Source organism: Sphingomonas sp. PEI4 (assembly GCF_056679955.1).
On sequence record NZ_CM155258.1, the window covers coordinates 591771 to 613049 of the forward strand.

The 21279-nt window shown below is 64.4% G+C and carries 13 protein-coding genes and 1 tRNA gene; 6 read left to right on the forward strand and 8 right to left on the reverse strand.

All coding sequences use genetic code 11. The annotated features are described in order from the left end of the window. Positions 1 to 69: 69 nt before the first annotated feature. From AC1MLZ_RS02550 to parC, 5 genes are all read right to left on the reverse strand, one after another. The gene (locus tag AC1MLZ_RS02550) at positions 70 to 2367 is read right to left on the reverse strand and encodes a DPP IV N-terminal domain-containing protein (protein ID WP_480960305.1); all 2298 of its coding nucleotides are present in this window, start codon (positions 2365 to 2367) and stop codon (positions 70 to 72) included. After that, entirely contained in the window at positions 2367 to 4835 is a 2469-nt protein-coding gene (gene galA, locus AC1MLZ_RS02555) for a beta-galactosidase GalA (RefSeq protein ID WP_480960306.1), read from the reverse strand. The genes AC1MLZ_RS02550 and galA overlap by 1 nt, the downstream gene beginning before the upstream one ends. A gap of 19 nt (positions 4836 to 4854) precedes the next feature. Beyond that, entirely contained in the window at positions 4855 to 7821 is a 2967-nt protein-coding gene (locus tag AC1MLZ_RS02560) for a TonB-dependent receptor (RefSeq protein ID WP_480960307.1), read from the reverse strand. A gap of 337 nt (positions 7822 to 8158) precedes the next feature. Beyond that, entirely contained in the window at positions 8159 to 9820 is a 1662-nt protein-coding gene (locus AC1MLZ_RS02565; protein ID WP_480961455.1) for a putative bifunctional diguanylate cyclase/phosphodiesterase, read from the reverse strand. A 116-nt stretch (positions 9821 to 9936) separates the two neighbouring features. Then, positions 9937 to 12186, reverse strand: a complete 2250-nt coding sequence (gene parC / locus AC1MLZ_RS02570; protein ID WP_480960308.1) for a DNA topoisomerase IV subunit A — start codon at positions 12184 to 12186, stop codon at positions 9937 to 9939. A gap of 123 nt (positions 12187 to 12309) precedes the next feature. Between parC and AC1MLZ_RS02575 the strand changes: the two genes are divergently transcribed. Together AC1MLZ_RS02575 and kynU are read left to right on the forward strand one after the other, a co-directional pair. Then, entirely contained in the window at positions 12310 to 13230 is a 921-nt protein-coding gene (locus AC1MLZ_RS02575; RefSeq protein ID WP_480960309.1) for an alpha/beta hydrolase family protein, read from the forward strand. Next, a complete protein-coding gene (gene kynU, locus AC1MLZ_RS02580; RefSeq protein ID WP_480960310.1) occupies positions 13227 to 14441 on the forward strand; it encodes a kynureninase in 1215 nt (404 codons plus the stop codon). Before AC1MLZ_RS02575 ends, kynU begins: the two co-directional genes overlap by 4 nt. Before the next feature lie 37 nt (positions 14442 to 14478). On the opposite strand, the gene AC1MLZ_RS02585 is transcribed toward kynU, so the two are convergent. Continuing rightward, on the reverse strand, positions 14479 to 15432 hold the full coding sequence (locus AC1MLZ_RS02585) for a hypothetical protein (RefSeq protein ID WP_480960311.1): 954 nt from the start codon (positions 15430 to 15432) through the stop codon (positions 14479 to 14481). Between the two features lie 147 nt (positions 15433 to 15579). On the opposite strand from AC1MLZ_RS02585, the gene purC reads away from it, so the two are divergent. Genes purC through purQ form a run of 3 tightly spaced genes read left to right on the forward strand, consistent with a single transcriptional unit; the run spans position 15580 to position 17272 of the window. Beyond that, on the forward strand, positions 15580 to 16359 hold the full coding sequence (gene purC, locus AC1MLZ_RS02590; protein ID WP_056050712.1) for a phosphoribosylaminoimidazolesuccinocarboxamide synthase: 780 nt from the start codon (positions 15580 to 15582) through the stop codon (positions 16357 to 16359). After that, positions 16360 to 16590, forward strand: coding sequence for a phosphoribosylformylglycinamidine synthase subunit PurS (purS, locus tag AC1MLZ_RS02595; protein WP_031439802.1), 231 nt, complete (start codon positions 16360 to 16362; stop codon positions 16588 to 16590). It abuts the gene before it with no gap. A 13-nt stretch (positions 16591 to 16603) separates the two neighbouring features. Continuing rightward, on the forward strand, positions 16604 to 17272 hold the full coding sequence (gene purQ / locus AC1MLZ_RS02600) for a phosphoribosylformylglycinamidine synthase subunit PurQ (RefSeq protein WP_480960312.1): 669 nt from the start codon (positions 16604 to 16606) through the stop codon (positions 17270 to 17272). A gap of 141 nt (positions 17273 to 17413) precedes the next feature. Here the strand turns inward: purQ and AC1MLZ_RS02605 are convergent, their stop codons facing one another. Continuing rightward, a complete protein-coding gene (locus AC1MLZ_RS02605) occupies positions 17414 to 18169 on the reverse strand; it encodes a queuosine precursor transporter (protein WP_480960313.1) in 756 nt (251 codons plus the stop codon). Positions 18170 to 18230: 61 nt separating this feature from the next. Here AC1MLZ_RS02605 and AC1MLZ_RS02610 point away from each other — a divergent pair. Continuing rightward, a tRNA-Arg gene (locus AC1MLZ_RS02610) sits at positions 18231 to 18307 on the forward strand. Between the two features lie 88 nt (positions 18308 to 18395). On the opposite strand, the gene AC1MLZ_RS02615 is transcribed toward AC1MLZ_RS02610, so the two are convergent. Beyond that, a complete protein-coding gene (locus AC1MLZ_RS02615) occupies positions 18396 to 21251 on the reverse strand; it encodes a TonB-dependent receptor (RefSeq protein ID WP_480960314.1) in 2856 nt (951 codons plus the stop codon). Positions 21252 to 21279: the final 28 nt, after the last annotated feature.

The window sequence follows — 21279 nt, forward strand, 5'->3', positions numbered from 1 at the left end:
ATCCTGGGCTCGACCCAGGATCCAGAGCAAAGCAGCGCACCGGTTTATGGCTCTGGATCCTGACTTTCGTCAGGATGACGGACGCACATTCCAGTCCGGCAGCGCCTCACCCGCAAGCTCCCGCACGAAAAACGCGAACTGCCGCCGCGCGACATAGTCGATCGGCCCGGTCGACCGCCCGACGCTATGCTCACCCCCCGGCACCGTTAGCAGCTCGAAATCCTTCCCCGCGCGGATCAGCGTGTCGGCGACCTGCATCGTCGAGGCAGGGTCGACATTGCTGTCCTGCTCCCCGACGATCATCAGCAGCTTGCCGGTCAGTTGCGCGGCGTGATCGACACCCGATGCGGCGGCATAGCTCGCATCGACCGGCCAGCCGAGCCATTGTTCATTCCAGCTGATCTTGTCCATCCGGTTGTCGTAGCACCCCGCATAGGCAACCCCGACCTTGTAGAAATCACCGTGGAACAGCAGCGCGTTCAGCGTGCTCTGGCCGCCTGCCGACGCGCCGTAGATGCCGACCCGGCCGATATCGTAGGACGGGTCCTTCGCCGCCATCGCGCGGTGCCAGAGGATGCGATCGGGGAAGCCGGAGTCCGCGAGGTTCTTCCACGCGACGTCTTGGAACGCCTTCGAACGGTTCGCCGTCCCCATCCCGTCGATCTGCACGACGATGAAGCCGAGATCGGCCTGCTCCTGCATCCCGATCGCCTTGTCGCCGCCGGAATGATAGCCGAACGGCCAATATTGCTTGGGCACGAAGCTGTCGTGCGGCCCGGCATAGATGTTCTCGATGACCGGATAGCGCTTGCGAGGGTCGTAGTCACGCGGGCGGACGACGACGCCCCAGATGTCCGTCTTGCCGTCGCGGCCCTTGGCTACGAAAACTTCGGGCGGCCTGAACCCCGCAGCGCGCAACGCGCTGTCGTCGCCCTTGGTGATCGTCGCCACCGACGCCCCGTCGCTCGACCGATGCAACTCGCTGATGGTCGGCAGATCGACGCGCGAATACGTGTCGACATACTGCGTCCCGTCGGGAGAGAAGCGCGCGTCGTGATCCGCCTTGGCCGGGGTCAGCGGAGTCAGGTGGCGACCGTCGAAATCGATCCGGTAGACGTGGCGGAAATACGGATCCTCGCCCGCGTTCATCCCGCTCGCGGAGAAGACGATCTGCCGCTTGGCATCATCGACGGCAATCACGTCGCGCACCACCCAGTCGCCGGTCGTGATCCGGTTTTTCACGGCGCCAGTGCGGCCGTCGACCAGATACAGATGGTTCCAGCCGTCGCGCTCCGACGCCCAGACGATCTCGGCACCGAGACCGTTCACCTCGTGTGCGTAGCGGCGGTCGGCATAGACGAAGGTCTTCGCATCCTCGGTCACCGCGGCGTGCGCAACGCCGGTCTCCGCATCGACTGCGACGATCCGCGCTTGCCCGAACCCGCGCCGGACATAGTCGAACGCGACGCTGCGTCCATCGCTGCGCCAGCGCGGCGCGGACAGTTCGTACGGGTTGGGAAACAGCGCGTCGTCGATCACCGTGCGCCGCCGCGTAGCGACGTCGAACAGCACCGGCCGTTCCTGGTCGATCGCATCGCCGGGCTTCGGATAGAGCTGGCTCCGAAGCTCGGGCTGAAGCTGATCACGCGGTGAAGATTCCACCCGCAAGACCCGCCGCTGATACCCAGGCCGGACGCGGTAGATCATGATGTGTCGGCTGTCCGGCGACCAGCGCAGCGTCTCCGGATCGTAGAACTCGCCCGCCGTCCCATCGACACTGAGCGGCACGATCACCGCATCGCCGGTCCTGCGCACGACGAGGTTGTCGGCTCGCACGAACGCGGTCCATTTCCCGTCCGGTGAGACCTTATGCGTATTATCCGCAGGCACCGACATGTCGCGCACCACGCCAAAGCCGCGCGGGCGACGTCGATCGAGCGTCGCCTCGCACCGGTACACAACGATCCCGCACTGCCACCGCGTCTCGTCGAGAGAGAACGTGATCGCCCTGCCGTCGTCCGCATAGTCGAAATCTGCGAACGGCAGGTGCAGCGGATCGACCGCCGCCTGCCCTGCATCGCGAAGTGCCGCCGCCAGCCGCGCGGCATCGAACGCCGCAGACTTGGCGAGCGTCTTCGCATCCACCGTCTCGAACGCGAACCCGCCAGCCACCGTCTTGCGATACGAAAAGCGCCGCCCGTCCGGCGTCCAGCGCGCAGGCCACGCGACCTCGCGCGTTAGATCCTGCCACGCACGGCGCAGTCCGATCGACCGCCGAAACGCAGCTTCGTCAGGCGCAGCCTGGACCGCTGCCGACGCGCACAGCAAAACCAGCGCGAGCGCCCGCGACGAACGACGTACAATCATCAGATTTCCTTGGTCATGCCGATCAACGGCAGCATCGCCGATGCAAGCCCATCCCCGCGCGCCTCCAGCTGGATTGGCCCACCCTTGGCGCCGGCCTGCACCAGCGCCATGCATAGTCCGTTGAACGCAGAGCGCGACGTCGCATGATCCGGCTCAAGACTCGTCGGACTGCCATTGCCGACGCCGAGCAATTTCGCGTCGCCCGACAGCGTGAACGACACCCGATCGGAGGCCGTCGCCACCTCGCGCCGTTTCGCATCGAGGATCGCTACGCGGACCACGGCGACCTCGCCCGGCGCCAATTGCCGCCGATCGCTCGTCAGCCCGACCCGCGCCGACGCCCCGGTCGTCTCGCGCACCGCGGTCATCACACGCTTGCCGCCGCGATACCCCCGGGCCTCGATCCGCCCGGGCGCGTACGCCACCTGCCATTCGAGATGCCTGTTCTTCACCACCGCCTGCCGCCCGAGACTCCGCCCGTTCAGGAACAGCTCGACCGCCTCGCAATTGCTGTGCACCCAAACCGACACCGGCTGGCCCTCGCGCCCTGCCCAGTTCCAGTGCGGGAACAGGTGCAGCACCGGCTCCCCGCTCCACCACGCGCGGTAGTAATGATAATTGTCCTTCGGGAAGCCGCACAAATCCATCTGGCCGAAGTTCGACACGTTCTCCGGCCAGCGCTCGAACGGCGTCGGCTCGCCACGATAGTCGAACCCGGTCCACACGAATCCGCCGCTCAGGAATGGCCGCGCGTCGTAGAAGCTCCACCACGTCGCCGCGGTCGTCGCCCATTTGGGAAACTCGCGATCGTAGGCGGGCACAAACCCGGCCTTGTCATCACGCGCATACTCGCCGCGAGTCATCACCGTGCTGCCCGTCTCGGTCCCGATCATCGGCATGTCCGGATGCGCGGCATGATACGGATCGATCGCATCGAGGTAGTAATTGCACCCCATCACATCGAGCACGCGCGAAGCCCCCTCCCCGAACTTGCCATTAAACGCCTCCGTCACCGGCCGCGTCCCGTCGAGTTCGTACACCTTGCGCTTCATCGTCTCGGCGATCCGCGCGCCGGTCTCGGTGCCGCGGTGGATCTCCTCGTTGCCGATGCTCCACAGGATGATGCACGGATGGTTGCGCCCCTGCCGCACCATTCGTTCGAGCTGGCCGAGCCCTTCGGCATTGCTCGACATCTGCCGCGTCTCGTCGATCATCAGGATGCCCATCCGATCGCACGCATCGAGGATCGCGGGCGACGGCGAATGATGCGTCGAACGATAGGCACTGCTGCCCATCGCCTTCAACTGTTCGAGCCGCCAGGCGTGCAGGCTGTCCGGCACCGCGAAGCCGACCCCGGCATGATCCTGATGATTGCAGGTGCCCTTGATCTTGACCGGCTTGCCGTTGAGGAAAAACCCGCGGCTCGCATCGAACCGGATCGTGCGGATACCGAAACTGCACGTGTCGCGGTCAACCACGACCCCATCGACCAGGATCTCACTGACCAACGTGTAGAGATGCGGCGTTTCGAGCGACCAAAGCGCGGGTGCAGCGACGCGCGTTTCCTGCGCCACAGACGTCTTTCCCCAGGCAGGCAAGTCCAGCGCGTCCGCAAACAGCACCGCGACCGTCTTTCCGTCCGGACCGATCACTGTCGACCGGACGCGCGCGCTGGCGGCAGGACCGTCATTGTCGATCTCGGTCGAGACCCGGACGGTCGCATCACCGGCATCGACCACGCTCCGCACCGTCGTACCCCATCGGCGGACATGGACCGGTGCAGTCTTCACCAGCCGCACGTCGCGGTAGAGCCCCGCCCCTTCGTACGACCACGCCTCGCCCAAGCTGACGTCGCAACGGATAACGAGCACATTGTCCTCGCCCGGTTTCGCGAAGTCGGTGACATCGACCTCGAATGGCGCGTAGCCGCTCTCGTTCGATCCCACGACGAAGCCATTAAGGATCACGACGCAGTCGCGCGCCACTCCGTCGAACTGGAGCAGCAACCGCCGCCCCGCGTCCGCCTTCGTCAATGTGATGACACGCCGATACCAGCCGACGCTGGTCGCCGGCCACATCCGCCCGACCGGTTTGAACCCCTGGAACGCGCCAATCTTGTCCGCCTCGCTCCCCGCCGGTCCGAATTGCGCGAACGGCAGGTCGACCGCCCAGTCGTGCGGCAGCGTTACCGACTCCCAGGCGCTATCGTCGAATTTCGCTTCGGCGACCGGCGTGCCGACATCGCCCGATTTGGCATAGGTATCGTGCGAGCGGCCGAAGCCGAAATCCTTCGCCGGATCGCTCGCGTGCCCGAGGTGAAACCGCCATCCGGTCCCGAGCGACACGATCTCGCGCGGGTTTGCCGGTCGTGCCGCTCCCGCCGCACCGATCGGCCCCGCGGGAACGATCGCGGCAAGCGCGGTCACGCCGCCCGTCTTCAAAACGTCGCGGCGGCCGAAACGCATCATATCACCAATCCAATACGCGTCAGAAGTTCACCGTCGCGCCAACGAACATCGTGCGCCCCAGCGTGTCGTACACGCCGGGGTAGGTGTTGCCGTTGCCGAACGATGACAGGATGCCGGCCGCGATCGCGGGCGGATCCTTGTCGAACAGGTTGTTGACGCCCGCCCGCAACTGGAGCCCCTCCCCGACCGCGACGGTGCCGGCGAGGTCGATGTAATTATACGCCGAGATCTTCTTGTTGATGACGCTCGGCGTGCCGGCAAGGAAGCTGTTGTCGGACAACGACGACAGCTTGACCCGGTCGGTATGGCGCCACGACACGGATACCGATGCGCCCTGCGGCATCTGCCACGTCGTCCGCATCGCGTGCCGCCATTTCGGGTTCGGCTGGCCGCAGGTATAGCCGTAGAGGCCCTTGCAGTCGTAGCTGCCGAGACCCGCCAGCGGTTCGGCGGCCTGCTCGATCAGGCGCGTACCGACCAGGTTGAGATTGAGCTTGCCGAGCGCGCCGAGGCCGAAGGTGTAATCGGCGGTGACGTCGACCCCGGAGGTCGTCAGCGATCCGGTATTGTACGTCGTCGAAACGATATAGCCGTTGGTCCCGAAGATCGCGCCCGACCGGGGATCGCGCGTGAACAGTCCGCAATAGAACGGATCGCCGCCGGCCACGCACTGGCTGATCGCGAGCGAAGGATCGACCGAGCTGATATAGTCCTTCACCTTGACGTGGAAATAATCGACCGTCAGCGTGAAGTTGCGCACCATCCGCGGGGTCAGCACGATACCCGCCGTGTAGGTATCCGCCTTTTCGGGCTTCAGCGCGACGTTCCCGCCAAACTGTGCCGAACAGGTGTCGGAGGGGCATTCGATGATGCTGCCATACTGCGCCTGCGTCACGCCGGTCAGGCGGCAGACGTCGAACGACGCGGTCGGCGACGCGCCCGAACATGGATCCTGCGCGGCGACGTTGCCGATTGATCGCGAACCGAACAGTTCGCCGATATTGGGCGCGCGGATCGCGCGGTTATAGCTGAAGCGAAGACGCGCATCCTGCGACGGCGCCCAGCTTGCCTCGCCCTTGTAGGTCCAGACGTTGTACTTCGACTTCAGACCGGTCGATTGCTGGTCGTTGCGATACGCCGAATAGCGAAGGCCACCGTTGATCGTCAGCGAATGCGCGAACGGCAGGTCCTGCAGGACCGGAATTTCGATCTCGCCGTAAGCTTCGTTGACGGTGATACGGCCGTCGGAGTCGGTCGCGCCGCCCTGTTCGGCGACCGCGTCCGCGGTGTAGTTCAGCGTCTCGCGCCGGCGTTCCGCGCCCAGCGCGATGTTGACGCCGCGCTTGGCCCAGGGGCTGGTGATGCCGAATGTGCCGAGGTCGCCGTTGACGTTGGCGGAGATCACGGTGAGCGCATTGCGCGACGCGGTGTTGCTCTCCGAGAACAGATAGGCGGATTGCGTGTCGGTGATCGCGTTGGGCTGGAAAACGTTCACGGGTACGCAGGCCGGATCGCTGCCGTCGATTACAGATCGGCAGGTCGGCACGCCGTTGACGTTGACCACGTCAAGCGCACGCTGCGCCTTCACGTTGTCGACGTTGTTCATATACGTCTCGTTGAACTTCACCAACGAATGCAGATAGTTCACGTCATACTGGAAACCGTGGCCGAGATCGCCGCGAATACCCGCGGAATAGCGGTAGTCCTGATGGCGAAGGTCGTCGCGACGCGATTGGCCGTCACCGAGGCGGTAGCCGATCAGCGTGTCCTGCGTGGCCGAGGTCCCGGCGGTCGGTCCGCATAGCGATTGTTGTTGCGCCGCACTCATCAGCGGGTTGTTGCACGGCACGGTGAAGCTCGTTCCGAGGAACAGCGCCGACGGCGCCACCTGCGAGAAGGTGTGATCCTTCATGTACATGAAGCTGCCATAGACTTCGGCGATCGGCGCGATCTCGAACTTGGCGAACCCGCCGCCGATGTAGCGATCGTCCGAGCGCTGGAGGTAATTGGTCGGCGAGTAATTATACGCGTAGGCAGACGTGTAGGGCACCCAGTTCTGCGTGCCGTCGATGTTGTTGGTCAGAGTCCTGCTCGCGTTCGGCCCCCCAAGCGGAGTGAACGTGCCGTACTGCGTGTTGCTCGATCCGCCGCAGATCAGAGCAGAGCCGGCATCGTCCGCCTGGTTCAGCGCGCAGGCCGAAACGTCGCGGTTCGCCTGCAATACCGGATCGGTGTGGCGATATCCGCCATAGACGGTGATGTTGCCGCGACCATCGGCGAAGTTCTTGCCGAATGCCGCGTTGATATCCTGCTTGCCGCCATCGGCGACGCGGCGCGGCGCGTTGGCATAGCCTCGCGTCGTGATGATATCGCGCACCGCGCTGTTGTCGTTGGTGTGCACGCCAAGCCCGGACTGCACGTCGATCCGCAACCCGTCGAGATGATCCTTCAGCACGAAGTTGACCACGCCCGCTACCGCATCGGACCCGTACACGGCGGACGCGCCGCCGGTCACCACGTCGACCCGATCGATCAGCGTCGACGGCACGAAGTTCAGATCGATCGCCTGCTGCGGCAGCAGTCGCTGGCCGTTGAGCAGGATCAGCGTCCGGTTGGATCCGAGGTTTCGCAGGTTGATGTTCGCCGTGCCGTCCGAACCGTTGGAGACGTTCTCGTTCGCGTCGGCGGTGAACTGCGGAAGACGGTTCAGCACGCTCTCGACGTTCACTGCGCCCTGATATTTGATCTCCTGGTCAGTCACCGATGTGATCGGGCTGTTGCTAGCCAGGTCGGGGCGACGAATCCGGGTCCCCGTCACGACGATCGAATCCTCGCCAGTCTCGTTCGTCGCGGCCGCACCCGCACCCGCGCCCGCGCTCGGCTGAGGCACCGGCGCTACCTGTGCATATGCACTCGAAGAAAGGAGCATCGCCACGACCGTACCGATGCTCGAACGATGTCCGTGCAGACTGGCGAAAGATTTCATGAATGCCCCATTCCCTGATGTGTTCGGAACAATTCATCACGCTCTCACGACATTGTCAAATATAATATACGATATCCCATATCCGTTATCTGCGTTGATCTAGGACTAAATCGCTCCTCGATCTCGCGCCGGGACGGGTTCGAGATCGAGGATCAGACGAGTAAAAGGGATGCTTTTGCCACCGTATACGATTGGTCGAGGGCGAGCGCCTGCCGCGTTCCGGGCACGAATCACCATCCCGCGTTCGAGATCAGCAGGTCAGCTTATCGTGCCATACGGGGATATGATTCGCGCGCTCATGGGGTCGTCGAACAGCAGTCAGACTGTCGGTCCGAGCTTAATCGGGTAGCACCGGCATGATCATGGCGTACGCCGCGCTTGCCTCTAGCGGCTTGGCATAGAAATATCCCTGGCCGAACGTGCATCCCAGCGCCGCCAGCGTTTGCGCGAGTTCGCTGGTCTCGATTCCCTCGGCGGTCGTCTTCATCCCCAGTGCCTGCGCCAGGCTCAGGATCGCGCGGACGATCGACACCTTGTCGCGATCGACCAGCATGCCCGAGACGAAACTGCGGTCGATTTTCAGCACGTCGATCGGCAGTTTCTGGAGGTACGCCAGGTTCGAATAGCCCGTCCCGAAATCGTCCATCGCGAGCGTCGTCCCAAGCGCCTTCAGCGCATGCATCGTGCCCGCGATACGGTCCGGATCGGTCACGATCGCGCTTTCGGTCAGTTCCAGCGTGAAGCGATCCCCACTTAGTCCAGTCGACGCCAGCGCCGCCTCGATCACCGGCGCGATGTCGTCCCGCTGCAACTGGATCGCCGACAGGTTGACCGCAACTCTGACGCCGCACGACGCACCATGCCGCATGTCCCAGCCCGCGAGCGTCCGCGCCGCCTCATCGATCGCCCAGCGGCCCAAGGGCACGATCAGCCCGGATTCCTCGGCAACCGGAATGAACTCGGTCGGGCAATGCGTCTGGCCGTGTTCGTCGGTCCACCGTGCAAGCGCCTCGAACGACACGATCCGGCCGGTCGCCAGATCGCAGATCGGCTGATACGCCAGCCGCAACTCGCGGTTCTCGATCGCGCGCCGCAACGCGGTCTCCATGCCGAATTGCGCGCGCGCGATCGCGAAATCCTGCGGCAGGTAACTTTCTGCGCGGCCGCTCGCTTTCGCCCGCTTCACCGCGAACTGCGCGTGGCGGATCAGTTCGGCGATGTCGGCGGCATCATCGCCGCCGTACGCGATGCCGACCGAGCACTCGACGCTGATCTCGTAGTCGGTCAGCCGGAACGGCGTCGTGAGCGTCCGCTGGATCCGCTCGGCTAGGGCGTGCGCTTCCTCGCGATCATCATCGACCGTCATGAGGATGCCGAACTGGTCGCCACCGATCCGAGCGAGCGTATCACGCGCGCGCAGCGCCCCCTTGATCCGCCGTGCGACGGTGATCAGCAATTCGTCACCGGCAAGCGAGCCAAGGCACGAGTTGAGCCGCCCGAACCGATCGATGTCGATCGCGAGAACAGCGCTGTCAGTACGATCGCCGGCGTTTTCGATCAGCTCTTCGAAGCCCTCGCGGTTCGGCAAACCGGTCAGGCTGTCGGTCGTCATCTCGCGGCGCAGGCTGCGCTCGGTCTGAATTTGCGAGGTCTGGTCAATGAAGCTGATCGTGCAGCGATCGCGCAACGCCGCGAACGTCCGCGCGATCGTGACGCGGTAATAACGACAGTCGATCTCGTCCCCCAGCGACCATTCGAAATCGAACCGCAGGCTCGCCGAATCGAGAAAGGCGATGATACGCGGCCCTAGATCGGCGATCATCGGCGATCGTTCGGCGACGACGCCGAAGCCGGCCAGCCGATAGGCGCGGTTCATCGCGAACAGATCGAAAACCCCGGCGTTCACCACGACGTGCGCGGCCGGGATCGGAATGAGTTCGAGCGCCCGCGCGACCAGTTCGGTCGCGACTATTGATTGCGTCATCGCATCCGGGGCCATCAATGCCATGCCCCTTGCCTAGCCGACCTTCGTTAAAACGTCCTGAAGGAACCAAAACGACGACCATCTGTCGTTTATCGCCAATATTTCGGTTTTTCAGTGTGCTACGGGCTGACCTAGCCGAACCGATTGTCGCGAGGAAACCCGGTTGGAGGCATTCTTCCGGCTGCGCCCCGTGCGGCACGCCACGGGCCAAGGTCCGATTCGGTTCGGGTTCGCCCGGTGCCGCCGCCCATCGCCCAACTGAGCCCCTCTGCAAAGACGAACGTGATCGCATCCGCCAGCCCGCCATCGCGGTAGCGCTGCAACTGCAGCCCCTGTCCGCGCGTCATCTCGACCAACTCCGCGAGCGGGAACACGAGCATCTTGCGGTTGTCGCCGATCGCCGCGACATAGTCGTCATTGGGCCCGATCGGCCGGACGATCTTGAGCTGCGCACCCGGCCGCGGGGTCATCACCGTCTTGCCCTTGCGCGTCTCGGCAACGACTTCCGCCGAACTCACCGAGAACCCACGCCCATCGGTCGCCACGACCAAGAGCTTTGGATGCTTGCTCGCGGGCAGCAACGCGACGATCCCGACGCTGCCGTCGAGGTCGATCATCGCCCGCACCGGCTCGCCAAACCCGCGCCCGCCCGGCAGCTTGTCCGCCGCCAGCGTATAGAACCGCCCGTTCTCCGCGGCGAGCAACAGCTTGTCGGTGGTCTGCGCATGGAACGCGAACGCCGGGCCGTCGCCCTCCTTGAACTTCAACGCCTCCGGGCTCGCGAGATCGTTATGCCCACGCATCGCCCGGATCCAGCCGCGCTGCGACAGGATGACGGTGATCGGCTCGCGCTCGATCATCGCCTCCAGCGGGATGTCGCGCGTGGGCGCGGCCTCCTCGATCGTCGTCCGCCGCTTGCCGAGCACCGTCTCCAACCCATAGCGGTCGCGGATCTTCGCCATGTCGCGCTTCATCCGCGCGCGCTGTTTCTTCGGATCGGCGAGCAACGCCGCGAGCGACGCCTGCTCCTTGTCGAGCTTGTCGCGCTCGGTCTTGATCTCGAACTCTTCGAGCCGCCGCAAGCTGCGCAGCCGCATGTTGAGGATCGCCTCGGCCTGGCGATCGGTCAGCCCGAACTCCGCGATCATCACCTTCTTGGGCTCGTCCTCGGTCCGGATGATCTCGATCACGCGGTCCAGATTGAGATACGCGATCAGATAGCCGTCGAGCAGCTCGACCCGGTCGGCGATTTTCGCCAGCCGGTGCTCGGTCCGCCTGCGCAGCACCACGAACTGATGATCGACCCACGCCGCCAGCGCCTCGCGCAAGCTCATCACCCGCGGCGTGCGATCCTTGTCGAGCACGTTGAGGTTGAGGCTGATCCGCGTCTCGAGATCGGTCAGCCGGAACAAGCCATCCATCAGGATCTGCGGATCGACCGTGCGGCTGCGCGGTTCGAGCACGATCCGGATCTCGGTATCCGATTCGTCGCGCACGTCGGCGAGGATCGGCAGCCGTTTGGCGTTGATGAGATCGGCGATCTGCTCGATCAGCTTGCCCTTCTGCACGCCGTACGGGATCTCCGTCACGATCAGCTGCCAGCCGCCGCCCTTCTCCCGCTCGGTCTCCCAGCGCGCGCGGACGCGGAACCCGCCCCGCCCGGTCGCATAGGATTCGCGGATCACCGCAGGCGGATCCACGACGAGGCCGCCGGTCGGGAAATCCGGACCCTTCACGTGGCTCAGGATCGCCGCGTCGTCCGCGTCCGGCGTGTCGATCAACACGATCGCCGCTTCCAGCAACTCGGCCGCGTTGTGCGGCGGGATGCTCGTCGCCATCCCGACCGCGATCCCGCTCGCGCCGTTCGCCAACAGGTTCGGGAACAGCCCCGGAAACAGCTCCGGCTCGTGATCCTCGCCATTATACGTCGGGCGATACGCGACCGCGTCCTCGTCGAGGCCGTCCATCAGGTCGATCGCGACCTGAGTCAGCCGCGCCTCGGTATACCGGTAGGCCGCCGCGTTATCGCCGTCGATGTTGCCGAAATTGCCCTGCCCGTCGACCAGCGGATAGCGCATCGCGAACGACTGCGCCAAGCGCACCATCGCGTCGTACACCGACTGATCGCCGTGCGGATGATACTTACCGATGACGTCTCCGACGACGCGCGCGCACTTCTTGTACCCCTGCGCGGGATCGAGCTTGAGCAACCGCATCGCCCAAAGGAGACGCCGATGCACCGGCTTCATCCCGTCGCGGACGTCGGGCAAAGATCGCGCGGTGATCGTCGACAAGGCATAGACGAGGTACCGCTCGGACAGCGCGCTGTCGAAGGGGGCGTCGACGATGGAGTCGAACGGATCTTTGAAATCGGTGGCCATTGCGTGCAGCGATAGCAGCCGCAAGCGAAACGATCAAAGCATGAACGCAACGAAGCCGCGCCTCGCCAGGACTAGCCGATATGCCAGCATGACGCGGCCGATCGAGCCAGCTACACCGACCGCATGATCCGCCCTGTCGTTCTCGCGCTCGCCGCCATGTCTACGCCCGTCATGGCGCAAACGCCCGCTCCCCCGCCGCCCAAGCTGCTGACGTGGCCCGACCTGACCGAGCGGCCGAAGCCGGCGCCCGACGCGACCATCGACTATGGCACCGACCAGATGCAGAAGGTCGACGTCTGGCTCCCCAAGCGCAAGGTCAAGACGCCCTTCCCGGTGGTCGTGATGGTGCATGGCGGCTGCTGGACGACCGACATCGCCGATCGCAGCCTGATGAACTGGATCGCCGACGACCTTCGCAACACCGGTGTCGCGGTCTGGAATATCGACTATCGCGGGGTAGATCGGACCGGCGGCGGCTACCCCGGCACGTTCGTGGATGCTGCGAACGCCGCCGACCAACTCGCTGTAAACGCAAAGAGGTTCAACCTCGACACCCGCCGCGTGCTCGCGATCGGCCATTCCGCCGGCGGTCATCTCGCACTCTGGCTCGCCGCCCGTCCGAAGCTTCCCAAGTCGAGCGCGCTCCACACCGCGCATCCGCTCCGCATCCGGCACGTCATAAGTCTCGGCGGCCTCCCCGATCTCGAAGCCACTGCTACCAATGCCGACAACGGTTGTGGAACGGAGGTCGTCGCGAAACTCGTCGGCGCGCCCACCCCACAGCACCCGGACGTTTACGCCGACACCTCGATCCCACGCCTCCTCCCGCTCAGCGTGAAGCAGGATTTGATAAACGGCCGCGAAGACCGGGTCATTCCCGCCGTGATGGCGACCGACTATATCGCCAAGGCCAGAGCGGCCGGCGACACCACCACGCTCCACACCATCCCGGCGACCGGCCATGTCGAACTGATCGCGCCCGAAACCCCCGCATGGGCCGAAGCCAAACGCCTGGTCCTGTCCTATTTCGGAAGGGTTCAATGACGATCGAGGAGGCCCGCGCGCTCGACGCGACCGATCCGCTTGCCGCCTACCGCGACCAGTTCTCGCTCCCCGAAGGCGTGATCTACCTCGACGGCAACTCGCTCGGCGCGCTTCCCAAGGCCACGCCCGCCGCGCTCGCCGACGTCGCCACCCGCCAATGGGGCGACCGCCTGATCCGAAGCTGGAACGAAGGCTGGATCGACGCGCCCCAGCGGATCGGCGCGAAGATCGCCCCCCTGATAGGAGCCGCGTCAGACGAGGTCATCATCGGCGATACGACCTCGACGCATCTTTTCAAGGCCTTGGTCGCCGCTCTTCGCAGCAATCCGAAGCGTCACACCGTCGTCAGCGAGGCCGGCAACTTCCCCACCGACCTCCACATTGCCGAAGGCGCAGTCGCCTGCGTCCCCGGCGCACGCCTGAAGATCGTCGCCCGCAAAGACCTCGCCTCTGCCCTCGACGAAGACACCGCGGTCCTCCTCCTCACGCACGTCCACTACAAGACCAGCGATCGCTTCGACATGGCCGCCTGGACCGCCCGCGCGCACGACGCCGGCGCGCTCATGCTCTGGGACCTGAGCCACAGCGTCGGCGCCGTCCCGATCGACCTCAACGCCGCGAATGCCGATCTCGCCGTCGGCTGCACGTACAAATACCTCAACGGCGGCCCCGGCGCCCCGGCGTTCCTCTACGTCGCGAAACGCTGGCAGGACACCCTCGCCAACCCGCTCTCCGGCTGGATGGGCCACGCCGCACCCTTCGCGTTCGAGGACGCCTACCGCCCCGCTCCCGGCATGAAGCGCTGGCTCGCCGGCACCCCTGCAATGCTCTCGACCGCTGCATTGGAAACCGCGATCGACCTCTGGGCCGACATCGACCAGCACGCCGTCGCCACCAAAAGCGCGCAACTCTTCGATATCCTAGCCGCAGCAGGCGACGCCCTGGGCCTCGACTGCGTCAGCCCCAGAGACCCCGCCAAACGCGGCAGCCACATCAGCTTCCGCCACCCGCACGCTTACGCCCTGACCCAAGCCCTCATAGCCCGCGGCGTAATCGGCGACTTCCGCGACCCCGACATCCTCCGCCTCGGCCTCACGCCGCTATATCTGAGCCATGAAGACGTCTGGCGCGCTGGAGAAATTCTCCGAGAAGCGCTCGAAACCGAAGCTTGGCGCGACCCAGCTTTCGGGCAACGGCTCGCCGTAACGTAAACCAACTGCACGGGGAGTGCGGTTGAGCCGATCGGGGCTATCGGGTCGGAATCAGCGTATCCACGCCCTTCGCCGCGACCGCCCAGCGATAGACCGCGTCGGCAATATAGAACCTGAACTGGGTGCCGTCGAAATACACGTTACGCGCGTTGCCGACGCATATCCTACCCCTGTTGACGATGGCCGCCTCGATCCGACGAACCGTGCTTAAGGGCTTGTCGGTCATCGCAAGTTTAACGGCGAGTTCCGGTTGGAGGCGTACGAAGCAGACGGCAGCCTCGAAGTACCGGCGATCGACGGGCAGCCGGAATTTGGCGAGCGATGTTTCCCGCGCGTTGAACCGTGCCTGCACCTCGGGATCGGCAGTTTGTTCTTTCGTAAGCCTCAGGTCCGGCGCGAACGCCTTCAAGGCTGCGATCGTCAAGGCGCCCCTGTCGTAATAAACGTTCTGGATGATCCCTAGATGTGCGTCTTCGGTATCGGGCGCGCACGCGGCGTAGATCTTGGAGAGCCGCAACATCGCGAACTCCTGTCGCGTGCTGTTGGTCCGTGAATCGATGGCCGTCTGCAACCAGCTGCGGCGGTCGGGTCCTGCTCTCGCAGGGCATGCCGCCCATCGCTGCGACAGGTCGAAAATCTGCCGGCTACGGACCGAGCTTCCCGTATGCGACGTGCCAAACGATTTCTTCGTTACCGCCGAGTCCTTGTCATCGATATCGCGCAAGGCCGTAACGACGATCTCTTCGGAAGGTGGTTCGAGAGGCGCTTGACGTTCAGATGGCAGGCTATCCTGCGCGGCGTACAGGAGAGCCGATCCAAGCAATGCAGCATGAAGCATGAAGGTCTCCATTGGGTCGCGGGTGCTCGCCATTACGATAGTACATATGATGACGAGCGAACCAATCTTTGCTTGTGCTGCTTTTGATCGAAAATCGTTCCATCCAGATCGGCCGTGCCCGTGCCCATGGCGGTGCCATTTCGACCATGTCATCCGCACACGCACTAGACCCACCGATCCGATTGCACCCCTCGCACCCTTCGCCTATAGGCGCGGCCTATTCCGGCCTCGGCTTCGCGGTGCATATCGCGTAGGCTGGGGCCGCTCGATTTTCACCGCTCGATTTCCAGGGGACCGCGTATGGCTCGCCGCCGCCAGATCTACGAAGGCAAGGCCAAGATCCTCTACGAGGGTCCCGAGCCGGGCACGCTGATCCAGTATTTCAAGGATGACGCCACCGCGTTCAATGCCCAGAAGAAGGGCACGATCAACGGCAAGGGCGTACTCAACAACCGGATTTCCGAGCACATCTTCACGCTGCTCGATCATATCGGCGTACCGACGCACTTCATCCGCCGCCTCAACATGCGCGAGCAGTTGATCCGCCAGGTCGAGATCGTTCCGATCGAAGTCGTCGTGCGCAACGTCGCCGCCGGCTCGATCTCGACGCGCCTCGGGATCGAGGAGGGCACCAAGCTGCCCCGCACGATCATCGAATATTACTACAAGGACGATGCGCTCGGCGATCCGATGATCTCCGACGAACACATCGCCGCGTTCGGCTGGGCAAGCCAGGAGGAGATGCACGACATCGCCGACCTCGCGATCCGCGTGAACGATTTCCTGTGCGGGCTGTTCGCCGGCGTCGGCATCCGCCTGGTCGACTTCAAGCTCGAATTCGGTCGCATCTTCGACAACGATTTCGGCCGCATCATCCTCGCGGACGAGATCAGCCCGGATGGCTGCCGTCTGTGGGACATGGAAACCAACGAGAAGATGGACAAGGATCGCTTCCGTCGCGATCTCGGTGGCGAAGTCGAGGCGTATCAAGAGGTTGCACGCCGTCTTGGCCTGCTGCCCGAAGGTGCGGACAACGCCGTCCTCGACCTCGAAAAGCATCGCAAGAACCGGGGCAAGTAAATGAAACTCAAGGTTTTCGTGACATTGAAGCCGGGCGTGCTCGATCCTCAGGGCCGTGCGATTCACCACGCGCTCGGCAGCCTCGGCTTCGACGGCGTGCAGGACGTCCGTCAGGGCAAGCTGATCGAGCTGGAAGTCGCCGACGATACCGACGACGCGACGATCGACGGCATGTGCCGCAAGCTGCTCGCCAACACGGTGATCGAGAATTACCGGGTCGAAAAAGCATGAAGGCGGTATTGTCATGAAGACTGCGGTCATCGTCTTCCCCGGCTCCAACTGCGACCGCGACATTGCCGTCGCGCTGGAGGCGGTGACCGGGGTCAAGCCGCTCATGGTCTGGCATGGCGACGCGGACTTGCCGTCGGATGTCGGTCTGGTCGCAGTGCCCGGCGGGTTCTCCTACGGCGATTACCTTCGCTCGGGCGCGATCGCGGCACGGTCGCCGATCATGCGCGCGGTCGTGGAGCAGGCGGGCAAGGGCCTGCCCGTGCTCGGTATCTGCAACGGTTTCCAGGTGTTGACCGAAGCGGGGCTCCTCCCCGGTGCGCTGATGCGCAACGAGGGGCTGAACTTCGTCTGCCGTGACGTCGCGCTGACCGTCGAGACCGCAAGCTCGACCTTCACCTCCGGCTACGTCGCGGGTGAGAAGGTCTCGTTCCCAGTCGCGCACCACGACGGCAATTACTTCGCCGACACCGACACACTCGACCGCCTCGAAGGCGAAGGCCGAGTTGCGTTCCGCTATGCCGAAAACGTCAACGGCTCGGCGCGGAACATCGCCGGGTTGCTCAACGACAAGGGCAACGTGCTTGGCATGATGCCGCACCCCGAACGTCGCATCGAAGCGGCACACGGCGGCACGGACGGTCGGCGCTTGTTCGAAGGCCTGTTGGAGGCCGTCAGCGCCTAACTGACCCGATACCTCCCTTCGTCACCCCGGACGTGTTCCGGGGTCCACGGTTCCGCATAACCAACAGCCAGCGCGTACGCGGAACAGTGGATGCCGGAACAAGCCCGGCATGACGGAGAGGGTGTGGCCTGACGGGACGGCCTAGACCCGCGTCCGGAACGGCGAAAAGTCCGTCCCCCGATCATACACATCGACGCCCTCACGCCGCTTCAGCCACCCGACCGCCACATAGGTCAGTGGCGTCAGCAGCACCTCCCAAGACACCTTCAGCAAGAACTGGCTGACCATCACCATCAGCATGGCCTCCACCGGCCAGTCCGGCGCGCCATAGAACGCAAGCGGATAGAAGATCAGGCTGTCGAACGCCTGCCCCACCACAGTGCTGCCGATCGTCCGCGTCCACAGCATCCGCCCCTGCGTCCAGATCTTCATCCGCGCCAGTACGAAGCTGTTGGCGAACTCCCCGACCCAGAACGCGCAGATCGACGCGAACACGATCCGCGGCACCTGCCCGAACACGGATTCGTACGCCGCCTGCCCGGTCCACCCGGCGTCGGGCGGCAACGCGACGACGACCGCCGACATGAACACCATGAACAGCATCGCCCCGAACCCCGCCCAGATGCAGCGGCGCGCGTAGGCGTAACCATAGACCTCGGTCAGGACGTCACCGATCACATAGCTGATCGGAAAAAAGAGAATACCCGCCCCGAACGGCCACGCGCCGACAAACGGCAGGTCGATCACCGCACGCTTGCCCGCGCCGATCACGTTAGACAGCAGCAGGATCGTCACGAACGCCGCCATGACGAAATCAAAATAGCGAAACTGCGAACCGCTGACCGCGCTCGCGGCAACCGGCTCCGGCCGCCGCGCTTCATCCGTACCAATAACCATGCAGACCGTTATGATCGAGGTTCCAAGCCCGCACAATCCGCGCTAGTCGTCGCCGCAGCGCGCGCCCGTAGCTCAGCTGGATAGAGCAAGGAGCTTCTACCTCCTCGGTCGGGGGTTCGAACCCCTCCGGGCGCGCCAACCGCTTTCCCAAAATACCGGCACGCAAAAAAATGGCCGGATCGTGAGATCCGGCCAGTCGGGGAGAGACGGTTGAAGAGGGAAGCGATCAGAAGGTGATGCGCGCGATGCCCGAGATCTGGCGATCGCTCATGATCGAATCGCGTGGGCGGGTCGTGACGCCGTAATAGGTCGAGCGCACGGTATTGGTCAGGTTGACCCCGGCCAGCGTCAGCGAGAAATGCGGCGTCACGTTGGCGGTAACCGACGCATCAAGCTGGCCCGACGCCTTCTGGAACACCGGCAGGTTGCCCGTGCCGTTGCCCGAGGTGAGCACGAGATACCTGCTGCGCCAGTTATACGCGACGCGCGCGGACAGGATCCCACGCTCGTAGATGCCGATCAAATTGTAGTTGTACTTGGACAGCCCCTGCAGCGGCAGCTGGCGCACCGGCCCCTCGGTCGCCGGGCTCGGAGCACTGGAATCGACGAAGGTGAAGTTCGCCTGCGCGCCCAGGCCGGCGAGCGGTCCGGGCAGGAAGTCGAAGAATTGCTGATAGGCGACTTCGGCGCCCTTCACCTTGGCGTTGCTGACGTTGCTGTACGACGTCACACTGTAGTTCGCGCTTAGCCCATCGGTGAACGTCACGCGACGCTGCGAGATGCCGGTCTGAATATAGTCGGAAATGTTCTTGTAGAAGCCGGCGATGGTCAACGATCCAGTCGGCGCGAAATACCATTCGGCCGAACCATCGAGATTATTCGAGGTCATCGGCTTCAAATTCGGGTTGCCGCCCGACGTGTACTGCTCCTGCCCGATCGTCTGGCGGCCGGGCTCGGTGATGTCCAGGCTAGGATTGAGCTGGTTCAACGTAGGACGCGAGATGTTCTTCGACACTGCGATGCGGAGCTGCAGCTTCTCGGTCAGATGCGCGCGGAAATTCGCACTCGGCAGAACCGACGTGTAGCTGTCCTCGTTGGTGATCGCGTTGAAGGTCGTTGGGCCCGTGACCTGCGGCCCCCCGTCGACGGGCGTGATCAGGTCTGTCTGCCGATAAAAGCCCGCAACGCCAAGCTTGGTCTGCACGACGCGCAACCCGATATTGCCGTCGATCGGCACGGGCAGATCGTCGGTCTTGAAGAACGCGGTGGCATAGCCGGTATAGGTCTTCTGCGACTGCGTGCTCGTGCTGCTTGGCTGATAGCTGGGCACTGTCGTGATGCCGAGCGTGGCGCGCGTCGCGTCATAATCCTGCGCGATACCGCGCGAGAACAGCAGGGCGTTGCCGAACAGGTTGGCGTCACCACGGAAGAACTTGCTGAAATCGGCGAATTCGAGCTGGCTCGGCACCGCACTCAGGCCGGTGAAGCGATAGCCAGTGTCGCTGTAGCGGCTGCTGCGGTCGGCGTAGCGCACGCCGAGCTTGATCGACTGCAGCACGCCGTTGTCGAACTTGTACTCGCCGTCCAGGCGTGCGGTCTTGTCCTTGCCCCGCGCGCGGTTGAGGTTGTCGAGGTAGAAGGCGGAGGCGTAAGTTGCTGCGTTGGTCAGGCCCGCGGGCGTCGTGATCTGGAACGAAGGCAGATCGCCCGAAATGTCATGGACGAGCGTGCCGTCGCCGGTGCCGCTCAGGCCGACGATCGACCGCGTGCGGGTCGTCTTCGAATCGACGAACTGGCCGTCCGCGGTGATCGTCAGGTTCGGGCTCGGCCGCCACTTCGCGTTCAGCGAATAGTCGGTCGTCGTCGAATGACGGTCCTCGAGGCTGGTGTTGGCGGCCGCGCGGATATTCTGGAACGTGCCGCTCTGGAAGTCGCCGTTCGGAAGGAAGACGAAGGGCGCGCCCGCGACAGGCACGACGTTCGTCACGCCGTCCGCTGGCTCAGCGAAATAGCTGAAGTCGTCGTAGCGGAACTTGTAATCGTTGCGGAACAGCTCGCCAGTGATTTCGAGCGTATCCGTCGGGCGCCACTGCAGCGACGCATCGATGCCGAAGCGCCTGCGCGCGCCGTTGACCTGGCCGATGCCGCCGCCGTGCGGAATGGTCGTGACCTGACCGGTGCGACCCAGCGCCGCCAGCGCCGCAACCGAAGCAGCGCGCGTCGGGAGATCCGGATCGTTCGGATTGAGCGTGTTGAACGGCTCGGTCGTGATCGTGTCCTGGCTGAACACGGTCTTCTGGTACGAGGCGCTGACCAGCAAGCCGATCTCGCCGATGCCGGTCTTCCAGCGATCGCTGAGCAGCACCGACGCGGTCGGCTGGCTCTTGCCCGCGAGGTCGTAATAGGTGTTCGCGACCCCGGCCGAGATCTTGAAGCCGTCGAAGTCGAATGCCTTGCGCGTGCGAAGGTTGATCGTGCCGCTAAGCTGATCCTCGATCAGGTCCGCCGACGGGTTCTTGTAGACGTCGATACCGGCCAGCAACTCGGAGGGGATGTCCTCAAGGCTCAGCGACGTACCGGTGCCGCTGGCCGTGAAGATGTCGCGGCCGTTGAGCTCGGTGCGGACCTGCGTCAGGCCGCGGATCGCGACCGAGCTGCCTTCGCCGTAGTTGCGGGTGACCTGAATGCCCGAGATACGCTGAAGCGCTTCGGCGACGTTGCGATCGGGCAGCTTGCCGATGTCTTCGGCGACGATCGAGTCGACGATCTGGTCGGAGTTGCGCTTGATCGCCTGCGCGCTGCGAAGGCTGGCGCGGACGCCGGTCACGACGATGTCATCGCCGCCGGGAGCCGAGGCCGCCTCGACGGGCTGGCCCTGGTCGCCGCTCGGTGCGGTGATTGCGCTACCGGTCGCCTGCACATCGGGCGTCGCCTGTGGTTCGGCAACCGGGGCGGCGGCAACGGGAGCAGCGGACGTCGCATCCTGCGCAGACGCGGCTGGCACCAGGCTCAGCGCGAGCACGGCGGCAGAGGACCCGGTGAGCAGACGAAGCGCGATCTCGCGCTGCGAACGGACGAGCATGATAAACCCTTTCAACACATCGATTGAC